Here is a 13,956-nt window from a genome sequence, read left to right on the forward strand (position 1 = left end):
CACCCGGGGCCCGGGGTGCACGCGCGCGTACTGGCTGCTGCCGTCAGGCAGGCCGGAAGCCGGTCAGAAGCCGCCCGCCGCTCCGTCCGTGGCGCCGCCGGCGTCCGTGCCGCCGTCGGTCGGGACGGCGGGGGTGGACGGGTTCGACGCCGACTGCGTCGGGTCGGACGTCGGGTCGTCGCCGGTGGTCGGGTCGTCGGTCGGCTCGTCCGTCGGCTCGCTGGAGGGGGTCTCGGACGGCGTGTACGACGGCTTGTACGACGGCTGCCAGTCCGAGCCGTTGCCCTGGTCGTCGTCCGACGAGGTGTCCGAGGACTGGTCGGTGGACTCGTCGCTCGGGGTGTCGGAGGCCTTGTCGTCCACGGCGCTGTGCGAGACGGTCGGCGGCGGCGTGGTGTCGGAGCCGTTCCCGGCGCCGCCACCGGAGTACTGCGCCAGTGCGACGCCCGCCGCGATGGCGATCACCGCGAGGACGGCGAGGATCCACAGCTTGCCGCGGCCGCTGCCCCGGTTGCCGTGCCCCTCGAAACCGCCGTCGTCACCGCTGCCGTACCCGGGCGGCAGGATCGGCTGCGGGATCATCGTGGTACCGGAGCCGTCACCGGGGTGCGGCAGCGCGGTCGTGTTCGCGAATCCGGCCGGCTGGACGTGCCGGCCGTCGTGCATCTGCACCGGGCCGGTGTTCCAGGTACCGGTGTGGCTGCCCTGGTCGTACAGCATCTGAAGGCCGTACTGGACCAGGCCGCGCATCTCCTCCGCCGTCTGGAACCGGTCGTCGGGGTCCTTGGCGAGCGAGCGCATGACGAGCCCGTCGAGCTCCGGCGGCGCGGCCGCGTCGGCCTCGGACGGCGGCAGCGGGATGTCCTGGACGTGCTGGTAGACCACCGACAGCGGGGTCTCGCCGGTGAACGGCGGACGCAGCGCGAGGAGTTCGTACAGCAGGCAGCCGGTCGCGTACAGGTCGGAGCGGTAGTCGACGGCCTTGCCCAGGGCCTGCTCGGGGGAGAGGTACTGCGGAGTGCCCATGACCATGCCGGTCTGCGTCATCGTCGTCGACGCGCCGTGCAGGGCGCGGGCGATGCCGAAGTCCATCACCTTCACGGCGCCGTTGTCGGTGATGATGACGTTCGCCGGCTTGATGTCGCGGTGCACGATGCCGTGCTGGTGCGAGTAGGCGAGCGCCTCCAGCACACCGGAGACGATGATCAGAGCCTGCTCGGGGCCCGGCGCCTCGGCGTCGATCAGCAGATCGCGGATGGTGCGGCCCTCGACCAGCTCCATCACGATGTACGGCACCGACTGGCCGCCCACGACATCCTCGCCGGAGTCGTACACGGCGACGATCGCGTGGTGGTTCAGGCCGGCCACCGACTGTGCCTCACGCGTGAAGCGGGCCTTGGAGGTCGGGTCCTCGGCAAGGTCGGCGCGCAGCAGCTTGACCGCGACGGTGCGGCCCAGCCGTACGTCCTCGGCCGCGAACACCTCGGCCATTCCGCCTCGGCCCAGTCTGTGGGTGAGCCGGTACCGACCGTCTCCCACCAGTCCGCCGTTGCCCCACAACTCCGGCGCATCTGACATTCCGCCGCCAGTCGCCTCGGGGTCGGACGGGCCCTGGGCGCGCTGCTGCTGTGCCATCGGTCCTCGCCGTCGTTTCTGCCCGCGGTGCGCGCGGTGTTGTCACGGTCTCCGTCGGCCACGCTACAGCCTCGGCGCAAGCCTCCGGTCCGGGGCGACCCCCTCGATCGGCCGAGGACGGATCGGCCATCAAAGCCGTAGCACGCGCTGTCGCGCAAATCCTGTGCAGCGCCGGTTCGACACCTGTAACGCTTGCGCGACGCTTCTTTCGCGTACGGTCACGGAACGGGCACCGAGCTTGACGTGTCCGTGCCCTGGGGCAGACTTGGCCGAGAATGGGTCATTCGATCAACGACGGTCACGGCGCCGACGGCTATGGGGGACAAGCGGAGATGAGCCAGGACGGGGCGTACGGCCGGTATGCGGGGCGCGCCCTCGCCGGCGGCCGCTATCAGCTGCGCGACTTGCTCGGCGAAGGCGGCATGGCCTCCGTGCACCTCGCCTACGACGCCGTGCTCGACCGCCAGGTCGCGGTGAAGACCCTGCACACCGAACTGGGCCGGGAGCAGGCCTTCCGCGAGCGCTTCCGCCGCGAGGCCCAGGCCGTGGCCAAGCTCACCCACACCAACATCGTCTCCGTCTTCGACACCGGAGAGGACGACGTCGACGGGACGACGACTCCGTACATCGTCATGGAGTACGTCGAGGGCCGCCCGCTCGGGTCCGTTCTCGACGAGGACGTCCGGGCGCTCGGCGCCATGCCCGCCGACAAGGCCCTGAAGGTCACTGCCGATGTGCTCGCGGCGCTGGAGATCAGCCACGAGATGGGGCTGGTCCACCGTGACATCAAGCCCGGCAACGTGATGGTGACCAAGCGCGGCGTCGTCAAGGTGATGGACTTCGGCATCGCCCGTGCCATGCAGTCCGGCGTCACCTCCATGACGCAGACCGGCATGGTCGTCGGCACCCCGCAGTACCTCTCCCCCGAGCAGGCCCTCGGCCGCGGCGTGGACGCGCGCAGCGACCTGTACTCGGTCGGGATCATGCTGTTCCAGCTGGTCACCGGGCGGCTGCCGTTCGAGGCGGACTCGCCGCTGGCGATCGCGTACGCGCATGTCCAGGAGGAGCCGGTGGCACCCTCCTCGATCAACCGCGCGCTGCCGCCCGCGGTGGACGCGCTGATCGCCCGCGCGCTGAAGAAGAACCCGAACGAGCGCTTCCCGACCGCCGTCGCCATGCGCGACGAGTGCCTGCGGGTGGCGGCCTCCCTCCAGGCGGCCGCGCCGAGCATCGTCCCCGGGGCGCAGACGTCGAACGGGGCGGGTGTCAGTGCCGCGGTGTTCCCGCCGGTCGACCAGGCGGCTCCGGCGCCGTCCGGCCCGGTGCAGACGCCGTACCAGCCGACCCCGCCCGGCCCGTACGGCACCCCGGCGCCGACGCCGCCCGGCCCGGCCCCGGCGTACGGCTACCCGCAGCAGACGCACCAGGCCCCCCAGGGGCACCAGGGCGGCTACGGCACGCCGGTGCCCGGGTACGCCGCGCAGCACGGCCCGTCGACGCCTGCCCCGTACAACCTCACTCCGCAGACCGTGACCGCCAAGGCGCCCTCCGGCGGCGGGAGCAACCGGCTGGTCGTCATCGGGTCGATCCTCGTCTCGCTCGCCGCGGTGGGCGGTCTGATCGCGGCCCTCAACATGAACGGCGACGGCGGCGACAACGGGGGACAGGGCGGGAACGGCACGAGCGCCTCGGCCTCGGCCCCGGCTTCCTCCACGGCCTCGGACGGCAAGGTGGCGGGCTACCGCGGCCCGGACACCTCGAAGACGATCGACCCGACGGAGTGCAGCGAGCCGCAGGAGTCGTACAACGACCCGGACAAGGTCCGGCTCCCGAACTTCCAGTTCAAGTACATCAAGTCGGTCAAGGAGTGCTTCCAGGCCGCCGGCTGGAAGATGAAGATCACGGAAGTCGACGAGAACACCTACGGCGAAGGCTCGGTCCGGGAGCAGTTCCCGCCGGCCGGCACGGACGTCGACCCCAAGGCGGTACCCGAGATCACGCTCACCGTCTCGACGGGCAACCCCCCGTCCTGACCCGGGAGAAGCAACCGGCCCTGTCCCGGGACCATCGGGTCCGGAACAGGGCCGCGGCGTGCTTCCACGTCCGGTGATCTAGAGATACGGCCCACCGGTGCGGCCGACCGTGCGCGGGTCCTCCAGGCCCTCGTGCCCGGCGCCGGGCGGAAGGGCGCGGCGCATCTGCTCCAACTGGGCGCGGGCCGCCATCTGCTGGGCGAACAACGTGGTCTGGATCCCGTGGAAGAGACCCTCCAGCCAGCCCACCAACTGAGCCTGGGCGATGCGCAGTTCCGCATCGCTCGGGGTCACCTCGTCCGCGAACGGCAGGGACAGCCGCTCCAGCTCCTCGACGAGCTCCGGAGCCAGCCCGTCCTCCAGCTCCTTCACCGAGCTCGCATGGATCTCCTTGAGCCGGACCCGGCTCGCCTCGTCCAGGGGAGCGGCACGCACCTCCTCGAGCAGCTGCTTGATCATGCTGCCGATCCGCATGACCTTCGCGGGCTGCTCCACCATCTCCGTCACCGGGATCTCGCGGGAGTCGTCATCCGCGTCCGTGCCACCGAGTGCCATGCCATCCTGACCCACGACCAGGATCTTCTGGGCGTTCTCCGGCGACCTTTCGTTGCTCGGCATCTCCATGCGGTCATTGTCTCGCACCGCCACACCCCGTCACGTCCCTCCCTTGGCCGAACCCGGAATGCCCGGATTGTTCGCCCGTGTGACGCTGATTGCCTCGATCTTGGCAACCTGACGACTGGGCACCGGGAGGGGGTCACCGACGTGACTCCAAGGCGGTACATATGGCGCACGGCTGGCGTGTGCGGACTCTTGGGACTGGCCTGCGGGCTCGTCGGCGGGAGCGGACCGGCGTACGCGGTGGACTGCGTCCGCCCCAGCGCGGCCTCGCCGGCTCCGGCCCCTCCCATACCCAGGGCGCCGGTCGCGCCCGCCGCACCGGTCGCGCCCGCCGCGCCGGCCTCTTCGCACACTGCTTCGCACATGTCTTCGCATACGGCTTCGCACACGTCGCCGCCGCATACGTCGTCACGTGGCTCCGGGCACACCTTCGCGCATCACTCCGCATCCGCGTCCCCGTCGGCCTCCGCGTCGAGCTCCGGCTCCGCTTCGGCCTCCGCATCCGCCTCCGCGTCCGCCTCCGCCGCGGATCCCGAGCGGGCCGGCAGCCGGGCCGGTGAGGGCCGGCAGCGGCCCGGACGCCGGGAGGACCCGCCGGTGCGGATCGAGGGCGAGGACGAGGACTCGGTGTATCCGGACGGCACGGACGAGGACGACGCGAGTGCCTCCGCCGCCCCGGACGCCTCGACGGCCGGCCGGTCCACCGAGGCACCCCAGGAGGCCGGTCTGACGGCCGGCACGCCACCCGGAGATCCCGCACACCAGAACGTCCCGCGCTCCGCGGCCCCTCCCGAACCCGTCCTCCAGATCCTGCCGCTCGGCAGCGGTCTGATGCTGATAGGTCTCGGCTTCGGTCTCGCGTTCGTGGCCCTGCGCCTGCGGCGCGGCTGAGCGTGTCGCGCGGACGCCCGGACTCCCGGACGCCCGCGGGGCGGTCGGACGTCCGACGTCAGACCACGTTCTCCACCACCAGCAGCACCTTCCCGATGTGGCCGCTCTCCTCCACGACCCGGTGGGCGGCCGACGCCTCCTCCATGGGGATCTCGCGGTCCACGACCGGTCGCACCCGGCCACCCGAGATCAGCGGCCAGACGTGTTCGCGCACGGCCGCGACGATGGCCGTCTTCTCGGACAGCGGGCGGGCCCGCAGCGAGGTCGCGGCGACCGCGGCCCGCTTGCCGAGGAGGGTGGCGATGTTCAGCTCGCCCTTGATTCCACCCTGCATGCCGATGATCGCCAGGCGGCCGTTGACGGCGAGCGTCCGGACGTTGCGGTCCAGGTATGCGGCGCCCATGTTGTCGAGGATGACGTCCGCACCGGCGCCGCCCGTGGCCCGTTCGATCTCGGCGACGAAGTCCTGCTCCCGGTAGTTGATCAGGATGTCCGCGCCGAGTTCCGCGCAGGTGTCCAGCTTCTCCTTGCTGCCCGCGGTGACGGCGACCTTGGCCCCGACGGCCTTGGCGAGCTGGATCGCCATCGTGCCGATGCCGCTGGAACCGCCGTGCACGAGCAGCGTCTCGCCCGGACGGAGATGGGCGATCATGAAAACGTTCGACCAGACCGTGCAGACCACCTCGGGCAGCGCCGCGGCCTGGCGCAGGTCGACCCCTTCGGGCACGGGCAGCAGCTGTCCGGCCGGGACGACGACCTTCTCTGCGTACCCGCCGCCCGCGAGCAGCGCGCAGACCTCGTCGCCGATGTTCCAGCCGGAGACGCCGGTGCCCACCGCGGCCACCCGGCCGGAGCATTCGAGGCCCGGGTACTGCGACGCCCCCGGCGGTGGGTTGTAGAAGCCCTGCCGTTGCAGGATGTCGGCGCGGTTGACGGCGCTGGCCACCACCTCGACCAGGACCTCGCCCTCACCCGGTACGGGATCGGGGACCTCGGCCCACACCAGTGCCTCGGGTCCGCCTGCTTCGGGAATCGTGATCGCATACATGGAAGGGACGCTACTCCCGCCCCGTCCGCTCAAGCCGGTGGCAGGGGCGGGACGCTCGGCGTGCCGGTGGCGTCCCCGGGGCCGTCCGGCGCCACCCGGACGATCGTGATCAGCCGGTCCGTCGGCTCCAGCACGCCGACCGCCGGATCGTCGTAACCCAGCAGGCGGTGCCCCCGTACGACGCTGACCACCAGGTCGTCGGTCTCGCGCGGACCGCGGCCCGCCTCGGCCTTGGTGACGGGCCGTTCGACGAGATCGAGCCCGGCGCCCTGCTGGATGAGGTCCTCCATGACCCGCCCGGCAAAGGGGCTGAGCACGGACAGGCCCAGCAGGCGGCCGGCCGCACCGGCGCTGGTGATGACCTCGTCGGCACCGGACTGCTTCAGCAGCGGGGCGTTCTCCTCCTCGCGCACGGCGGCGACGATCTTCGCCGTACGGTTGAGCTGCCGGGCCGTCAGGACCACCAGGACGGCCGTGTCGTCGCGCTGGGGGGCGACGATGATCCGGCCCGCCCGGTGCACCTCGGCCCGCCGCAGCACATCGCTGCGGGTCGCGTCCCCGACGATCCCCTCGTAGCCCTCGGCAGTAGCGGCGGCGATCACCGTCGCGCTGGGGTCGATCACGACGACCTGGTTCTTCTTCAGGCCGGACGCACAGGCGGACCGGATCGCGGACCGGCCCTTCGTGCCGAAGCCGACGACGACAATGTGGTCGCGCAAGGTGGGCCTCCGATACCGATGCGCCGCGACGGGCGCGCCGCGGCGGACGTGTTGCTCGTGACGTGTACGCCCGTGTCGGCCACCATGGTGCCGACTTTCCGGATCACCGCCACAGGGGGCACGCGATGAACGACCAGCGACAACCGCCGTACCGGACGAAAAGGCTCTCTCTTCTGCGTTCCGTCTGGTACCGGACCAGCACCGAGGCGCGCGACGACGCCGAGGCGGGCCGGTCCATCTCCATGCCGACCCAGAGCGCCACGCCTCCCTTGCAGCAGGTGCTGCGCCGCCTTGCCATGGCCCTGCTGGTGCTGGCCGTCACGACGCTGATCGTCTACGTCGACCGGGCCGGCTACCGCGACAGCGCCGACGGATCCGTCGGCCTCCTGGACGCCGCGTACTACGCCACGGTCACCCTCTCCACCACCGGCTACGGCGACATCACCCCGGTCAGCGACTCCGCCCGGCTCACCAACATCCTCGTCATCACGCCGCTGCGTGTGCTGTTCCTGATCATCCTGGTCGGCACCACCCTGGAGGTCCTCACCGAGCGCACCCGCCAGCAGGTCCGCATCCACCGCTGGCGGGCCCGGACCCGCGACCACGTCGTGGTCATCGGTTACGGGACCAAGGGCCGTCACGCCGTTCAGACGCTGGCCGGACAGGGCGTCGCCAAGGACCGGATCGTCGTCGTGGACGCCCAGCACAAGGCCGCCGACCTCGCCGGGGAGGACGGACTGGTGTCCGTGACGGGGGACGCCACCCGTTCCGAGACCCTGCTCAAGGCCGAGGTCCAGAACGCCTCGCGGGTGATCGTGGCCCCGCAGCGCGACGACACGGCCGCCCTGGTCACCCTGACCGCCCGGCAGCTGAACCGGCACGCCACGATCGTGGCCGCCGTCCGGGAGGACGAGAACGCGCCCCTGCTCAAACAGAGCGGTGCGGACACCGTCATCACCAGCTCCAGCTCGGCGGGCAGGCTGCTCGGGGTGTCCATGGTGAGCCCGTCGGTGGCCCGGACCCTGGAGGACCTGATGACCCTCGGCAGCGGCCTGGACCTGATCGAGCGTCCCGTCCTGGACGACGAGGTGGGCCGTGCGCCCCGCGACAGCGCGGACCTGGTCGTGGCCGTCGTACGCGGCAAACAGCTGCTGGACTACACCGACGCCCGGCTGACGGACATGCACGAGGGGGACCGCGTCATCGTCGTCAGCCGGGCCGTCCCCACCGTCGCGTCCTGACGGCGCGGCGGCGGGGATGTTTCACGTGAAACAGGCGGCGACCCCGGCACTCGCCCACGGCAGGTCGAGCAGGTCCGCCTCATGGTCCCGCCGGACACCGCCCGGCGGTACGACCGCGAGGGCGTCGGCCGCCGCGATGCCCCGCAGCATCGCCGGGCCGTTGTAGTGCAAGGGCAGGGCACGGTCGCCGCGCAGCACGACGGGGATGAGCCGGGTGTCGTGGGGATGCCCGTGCGCCTCCTCCTGGAGGGGCATCGCATACGGCTCCGGAGCGGGTCGCGCGGCCAGCGTCCGCAGCAGCGGCTCGGCGAGGGTGAGCAGGCCGGAGACGGCCGCGAGGGGATTGCCGGGCAGTCCGACGAGGTGCTGGTCGCTCTGCACCCGGGCCAGCAGCATGGGGTGGCCGGGCCGCACCTCGACGCCGTCGACCAGGAGCTCGGCACCGAGCCGTTCGAGCGTGGGGTGGAGGTGGTCGACGGGACCCGCGGCAGTGCCGCCGGTGGTCACGATGACGTCCGCGTCGGAGGTCGCGAGGGCCTTGCCCAGGGTCTTCGGGTCGTCGCCCAGATGACGGACGACGGTGACCTCGGCGCCCAGGGCACGCAGCCAGGGCGGCAGCATCGGGCCCAGCGCGTCCCTGATCAGACCGTCGTGCGGCCGGCCCTCGGTGAGAAGTTCGTCGCCGAGGACGAGGACGTCGACGCGGGGGCGGGGAACCACGCTGAGGGTGTCGTACCCGGCCGCCGCGGCGAGACCGAGCACGGCCGGGGTCACCAGGGTGCCGGCGGGGAGCAACTGGTCGCCGCTGCGGCACTCCTGACCGCGCGGGCGGATGTCCTGCCCGTGCGCGACCTCACGGGTGGCGTACAGACGGGCCTTGTCGTCCGTGCGGCCGTGCTCGCTGCGCAGTACCGCGGTCGTGTCCGAGGGGACGCGGGCGCCGGTGGCGATCCGGACGGCCTGGCCGTCGCCCAGGGTCCCGGGATCCGCCTGTCCCGCCAGTATCCCGTCGCCCCGTACGTCCCAGGGGCCGGGACCTGCGACCGCCCAGCCGTCCATGGCCGAGGTGTCGAAGGAGGGGAGGTCGGTGAGAGCGGCGAGCGGTGCGGCCAGGACGAGGCCGAGGGCGCCGTCGAGGAGGACGGAGACGGGAGTGCGGCGGGCGGCGGCGCGCAGTGCGGCGCGCTCGGCGATCGCGCGTGCCTCGGGCCAGGAGGTGGCCCTGTGGTGACGGCGCTCCGGCGCGGGGGCGGCCTCCCCGCGCTCGCCGGGCTCCTTCGGGGCTGTCACGGAACGCGGGGCGGCCGGGACCGGGCCCCTGTTCTCGTTCACGAGGGCGAGCACCTCCTCGACGTCGAGGTCCTCCGGGTCCTGGACCTGCTCGGCACCCGGCCCGGCCGGGGCACGACGGGCGGTCACCCGGCGTCCGGGCGGATGTCCGGGGCGGTGGCGGTGTCCGGAGCCGGGTCGGCCGGCTTGTCCCCGGCAGGGTCCTCCTGCGCCCAGCGCAGCGCCAGCGCGGCTGCCTTGCGGGCGGCCTCCGCGACCGCCTCGGGGCCGCCCTCGGCCCGTGCGGCCGCGTAGCCGACGAGGAAGGTGGTCAGCGGCGCCGCGGGCCGTGCGACACCGTGGGCCGCGTCCCTGGCGAGGTCGAGCAGAACGCCGGTGTCGACGTCCAGTTCGATGCCGAGTTCGTCCTTGACCGCGGAAATCCATTCATCCAACACGTGCCCATGCTCCCTGATGCGTGACCTGGCGGCGGCGATGTCGTCCCAGGTGTCGCAGTCGAAAGAGGCGACCGGGTCCGGGACACGGGTGAGATCGAGACCGGCGGTCAGCCGACGCAGCGGCAGCCCGACGAGACCGCCCCGGCCGTCCTGGGCGGGGTGGCCCTCGGCGAGCGCGCGCAGACCGTGGCGCAGCGACCGGACGCGGTAGGCGGCCACCAGTGGCTGCTCGCGGCCGTCGGCGTCGGTGAGCAGCGCGCCGTCCGTGCCCGAGGAGCGCAGGACGCGCAGCAGCCGCCGTACCGTTCCCGGCGCGAGGAACGGCAGGTCGGCGGAGAGCACCACGACGTGTTCCGCCGTGGTGTGCCGGAGTCCGGCGTCGAGCGCGGCGACGGGTCCCGCGCCGGGCGGGTCCTCACGCGCCCACCGCACGGGCCGGGCGGTGGGCCTGGGGTCGGCCACCACGACGGTCGTCCGCGCGTCGGCACAGGCGCCGAGCACGCGGTCGAGCAGCGTCCGCCCGCCCACCCGCACGCCGGGCTTGTCCGCGCCGCCGAGCCGCCGGGCACCGCCCCCGGCGAGCACCACGGCGTCGTACGCCGCACCGTCGCCGGGGTCACCCGGGGCGCCCGGGTCTCCCTGGGCGCCGAAGGGCTCGTAGTCGGTCACGCACCGAGTATGCGCGCCGGGGCGATCACACGGAACGGAGCAGTACCGCCGGCTGTTCCACGCAGTCCGCCACATAGCGCAGGAACCCGCCCGCCGTGCCGCCGTCGCACACCCGGTGGTCGAAGGTGAGCGAGAGCTGGACGACCTGCCGGACCGCGAGTTCGCCCTCGTGCACCCAGGGCCTGGGGACGATACGGCCGACCCCGAGCATCGCCGCCTCGGGGTGGTTGATGATCGGCGTGGAGCCGTCGACGCCGAACACCCCGTAGTTGTTCAGGGTGAAGGTCCCGCCGGTGAGGTCCCCGGGGGTCAGCGTGCCGGTGCGGGCCGCCTCGGTCAGCCGGGCGAACTGCTCGGTCAGTCCTTCCGCGTCCTTGGCGTGCGCGTCCCGGACCACGGGGACGACCAGCCCGCGCTCGGTCTGCGCGGCGAAGCCCAGGTGCACCTGGTCGAGCCGGACGATCTCCCTGGCGTCCAGGTCGACGGTGGAGTTGAGCTCCGGATAACGGGCCAGGGCCGCGGTGCAGATCCGGGCCAGCAGCGCGAGGAGGGAGATCTTCGGTCCCCCGGCCGCGTTCATGGCGGCCCGGGCCCGCATGAGCTCCGTCGCGTCGGCGTCCACCCAGCAGGTCGCGTCCGGGATCTCGCGCCGGCTGCGGGACAGCTTGTCGGCGACGGCGCCCCGGATGCCCTTGAGGGGGATACGGGTGCCACCGGTCGTGGTGGTCGCCGCGAGGGGCGGCTGCGCGACCGCCGGTGGCATCCGCAGGTCCGGACCGGTGGCGGCCTTCAGCGCGTACTCGACGTCCGCCCGCAGGATCAGCCCGTCCGGCCCGGAGCCGGTCAGCTGCCGCAGATCCAGCCCGTTCTCCCGCGCGAGCCTGCGCACGAGGGGCGAGATCACGGGCACGGGCCCGTCGGAGAGCGCACCGGCCACGGGCTCGCGCCCCGCGGTCACGGTCCCGGCGGAAGCGAGCCGCTCGGCGGCGGCCGGCTGCCCGGCGGAAGGCAGTGGCCCTCCGGCAGACACCGGCCGGTCCGTGGGACGCACCCTCCTGCGTCGCGCCGGAGCCGCGCCCGTCCCGTATCCGACCAGGACGTTGCCGGAGCCCGTGTCCTCGTCGGCGGCCGGTCCGCCGACCGCGACCGTCAGCAGGGGTGCCCCGACGGGCAGTTCCGTGCCCTCGTCGCCGAAGCGGGCGGTGACCACACCGCCGTAGGGGCAGGGCACCTCGACCATCGCCTTGGCCGTCTCGACCTCGACGACCGGCTGGTCGACGGCGACGACGTCGCCGACCTGCACCAGCCAGCGCACGATCTCCGCCTCGGTGAGACCCTCGCCGAGGTCGGGGAGCTTGAACTCCAGCACCTGTGCCATCAGTTGTCCGCCTCCCACTGCAGACGCGCCACCGCGTCCAGGATCCGGTCCACACCGGGCAGGTGGTGACGCTCCAGCATCGGCGGCGGGTACGGGATGTCGAACCCCGCGACACGCAGCACCGGTGCCTCCAGGTGGTGGAAGCAGCGCTCCGTGACCCGGGCGGCGATCTCCCCGCCGGGGCCGCCGAAGCCGCCCGACTCGTGCACGACGACCGCCCGTCCGGTGCGCCGCACCGAGGCGCAGACCGTCTCGTCGTCGAACGGCACCAGGGAGCGCAGATCGACGACTTCGAGGTCCCAGCCCTCCGCCCGGGCCGCCTCGGCGGCTTCGAGGCAGACGGGCACCGACGGACCGTAGGTGATGAGCGTGGCACTGCGGCCGGTGCGCCGCACCACGGCGCGGCCGATCGGCTCGACCGTCGCCGGGTCCTCCGGGTTCCAGGAGTCCTTCGACCAGTACAGGCGCTTGGGTTCGAGGAAGACGACCGGGTCGTCGGCGGCGATGGACGCGCGCAGCAGCCCGTAGGCGTCGGCGACCGTCGCGGGCGTGACGACATGGAGGCCCGGGGTCGCCATGTAGTAGGCCTCGGAGGAGTCGCTGTGGTGCTCGACGCCGCCGATGCCGCCGCCGTAGGGGACCCGGATGGTGATCGGCAGCGGCATCCTGCCGCCGGTGCGGTTGCGCATCCGGGCGACATGGCTGATGAGCTGCTCGAACGCCGGGTAGGCGAACGCGTCGAACTGCATCTCGACGACCGGGCGCAGCCCGTACATCGCCATGCCGACCGCGGTGCCGAGGATGCCCGCCTCGGCCAGCGGGGTGTCCGTGCAGCGGTCCTCGCCGAACTCCTTGGCGAGGCCGTCGGTGACGCGGAAGACACCGCCGAGGGTGCCGACGTCCTCACCCAGGACGTGCACCGCGGGGTCGGCGGCCATCGCGTCGCGCAGGGCCCGCGTGAGGGCCTGCGCCATGGTGGCCGGCTTGACGGCGACCGTGGTCATCGGTGGGTACCTTCCCGGTCGTCGTGCCCGGCCGCCAGCTCCGCCTGCAACAGGGCGCGCTGCTCGCGCAGTTGCGGGGTGGGCTCGGCGTACACGTGGGCGAACAGGTCCATGGGGTCGAGCACCGGGTCCTGGTTCATGCGCTCGCGCAGGCCGGCGGCCATCGTCTCGGCGTCGTCGCGGACGGCACGGATGCCGTCCTCGTCGAGCAGGCCGCGCTCGGTCAGCTCGCGCTCCAGCAGCACGACCGGGTCGTGCGCCCGCCAGGTCTCGACCTCGTCGGCGGCGCGGTAGCGGGTCGCGTCGTCGGCGTTGGTGTGGGCGTCGATGCGGTACGTGATCGCCTCGACGAGGGTGGGGCCGCCGCCCTGGCGCGCTCGGTCCACGGCCTCGCCGAGGACCTCGTGCACCGCGGCCGCGTCGTTGCCGTCGACCAGGCGGCCCGGCATGCCGTACCCGACGGCCTTGTGGGCCAGGGAGGGCGCGGCGGTCTGCTTGGCCAGCGGGACGGAGATCGCGAAGCCGTTGTTCTGGACCAGGAAGACGACCGGGGCCTGCCAGACGGCGGCGAAGTTCAGGGCCTCGTGGAAGTCGCCCTCGCTGGTGCCGCCGTCGCCGACCATGGCGAGCGCGACCACGTCGTCGCCCTTGAGGCGGGCCGCGTGGGCCAGGCCGACGGCGTGCGGGAGCTGGGTGGCGAGCGGTGTGCACAAGGGCGCGACACGGTGCTCGTAGGGGTCGTAACCGGTGTGCCGGTCACCGCGCAGCAGGGTGAGGGCCTGCACCGGGTCCACCCCGCGCACGACGGCGGCCAGGGTGTCGCGGTAGCTGGGGAAGAGCCAGTCCCGCTCCTCGAGGGCGAGCGCGGCGGCGACCTCGCTCGCCTCCTGCCCGGTGGGCGCACAGCGCGAGTCACCTGACGACCTGACCCCCTACCGGGCGGCTCTGGAGCGCCTGTCCGCCGATCCGAACCAGCATCTGATGGTGGCG

General features: G+C 72.9%; 10 protein-coding genes and 3 pseudogenes. 4 read left to right on the forward strand and 9 right to left on the reverse strand.

Annotated elements, in window-relative coordinates:
* Positions 1-63: 63 nt before the first annotated feature.
* On the reverse strand, positions 64-1,635 hold the full coding sequence (locus ABT085_RS33740; protein ID WP_351616689.1) for a protein kinase domain-containing protein: 1,572 nt from the start codon (positions 1,633-1,635) through the stop codon (positions 64-66).
* Positions 1,636-1,967: 332 nt separating this feature from the next.
* Here ABT085_RS33740 and ABT085_RS33745 point away from each other — a divergent pair, with 332 nt between their 5' ends.
* Positions 1,968-3,668: a protein kinase domain-containing protein gene (locus ABT085_RS33745; protein WP_351616692.1), complete on the forward strand. Its 1,701-nt coding sequence runs from the start codon at positions 1,968-1,970 to the stop codon at positions 3,666-3,668.
* A 78-nt stretch (positions 3,669-3,746) separates the two neighbouring features.
* Here ABT085_RS33745 and ABT085_RS33750 read toward each other — a convergent pair whose 3' ends face one another.
* Positions 3,747-4,292, reverse strand: a complete 546-nt coding sequence (locus ABT085_RS33750) for a bacterial proteasome activator family protein (RefSeq protein ID WP_351616695.1) — start codon at positions 4,290-4,292, stop codon at positions 3,747-3,749.
* Positions 4,293-4,886: 594 nt separating this feature from the next.
* On the opposite strand from ABT085_RS33750, the gene ABT085_RS33755 reads away from it, so the two are divergent.
* On the forward strand, positions 4,887-5,180 hold the full coding sequence (locus ABT085_RS33755) for a hypothetical protein (RefSeq protein ID WP_351616698.1): 294 nt from the start codon (positions 4,887-4,889) through the stop codon (positions 5,178-5,180).
* A gap of 58 nt (positions 5,181-5,238) precedes the next feature.
* On the opposite strand, the gene ABT085_RS33760 is transcribed toward ABT085_RS33755, so the two are convergent.
* Both ABT085_RS33760 and ABT085_RS33765 read right to left on the reverse strand, forming a co-directional pair.
* Positions 5,239-6,228 (reverse strand): NAD(P)H-quinone oxidoreductase, encoded by a 990-nt coding sequence (locus ABT085_RS33760; RefSeq protein ID WP_351616700.1) that lies wholly within the window; start codon positions 6,226-6,228, stop codon positions 5,239-5,241.
* Between the two features lie 29 nt (positions 6,229-6,257).
* A pseudogene (locus tag ABT085_RS33765) lies at positions 6,258-7,016 on the reverse strand (potassium channel family protein); the annotation flags it as partial.
* 56 nt (positions 7,017-7,072) lie between these two features.
* Here ABT085_RS33765 and ABT085_RS33770 point away from each other — a divergent pair.
* Complete coding sequence (locus tag ABT085_RS33770) at positions 7,073-8,188, forward strand: potassium channel family protein (RefSeq protein WP_351616703.1); 1,116 nt, start codon at positions 7,073-7,075, stop codon at positions 8,186-8,188.
* A 21-nt stretch (positions 8,189-8,209) separates the two neighbouring features.
* Here ABT085_RS33770 and ABT085_RS33775 read toward each other — a convergent pair whose 3' ends face one another.
* The 5 genes and pseudogenes from ABT085_RS33775 to ABT085_RS33795 all read right to left on the reverse strand — a co-directional run.
* On the reverse strand, positions 8,210-9,607 hold the full coding sequence (locus tag ABT085_RS33775; RefSeq protein ID WP_351616706.1) for a molybdopterin molybdotransferase MoeA: 1,398 nt from the start codon (positions 9,605-9,607) through the stop codon (positions 8,210-8,212).
* A complete protein-coding gene (locus ABT085_RS33780; RefSeq protein WP_351616709.1) occupies positions 9,604-10,584 on the reverse strand; it encodes an NTP transferase domain-containing protein in 981 nt (326 codons plus the stop codon). The genes ABT085_RS33775 and ABT085_RS33780 overlap by 4 nt, the downstream gene beginning before the upstream one ends.
* A gap of 25 nt (positions 10,585-10,609) precedes the next feature.
* Positions 10,610-11,962, reverse strand: coding sequence for a dihydrolipoamide acetyltransferase family protein (locus ABT085_RS33785; protein ID WP_351616712.1), 1,353 nt, complete (start codon positions 11,960-11,962; stop codon positions 10,610-10,612).
* On the reverse strand, positions 11,962-12,966 hold the full coding sequence (locus tag ABT085_RS33790) for an alpha-ketoacid dehydrogenase subunit beta (RefSeq protein WP_351616724.1): 1,005 nt from the start codon (positions 12,964-12,966) through the stop codon (positions 11,962-11,964). Before ABT085_RS33790 ends, ABT085_RS33785 begins: the two co-directional genes overlap by 1 nt.
* Positions 12,963-13,862: pseudogene (locus ABT085_RS33795) on the reverse strand (thiamine pyrophosphate-dependent dehydrogenase E1 component subunit alpha); the annotation flags it as partial. The gene ABT085_RS33790 and the pseudogene ABT085_RS33795, both read right to left, overlap by 4 nt.
* Here ABT085_RS33795 and ABT085_RS33800 point away from each other — a divergent pair.
* Positions 13,795-13,956: pseudogene (locus ABT085_RS33800) on the forward strand (GNAT family N-acetyltransferase); the annotation flags it as partial. The pseudogenes ABT085_RS33795 and ABT085_RS33800 overlap by 68 nt on opposite strands.

It is taken from the genome of Streptomyces sp. NPDC002265, assembly GCF_040296125.1.
Taxonomy (GTDB): Bacteria; Actinomycetota; Actinomycetes; order Streptomycetales; family Streptomycetaceae; genus Streptomyces.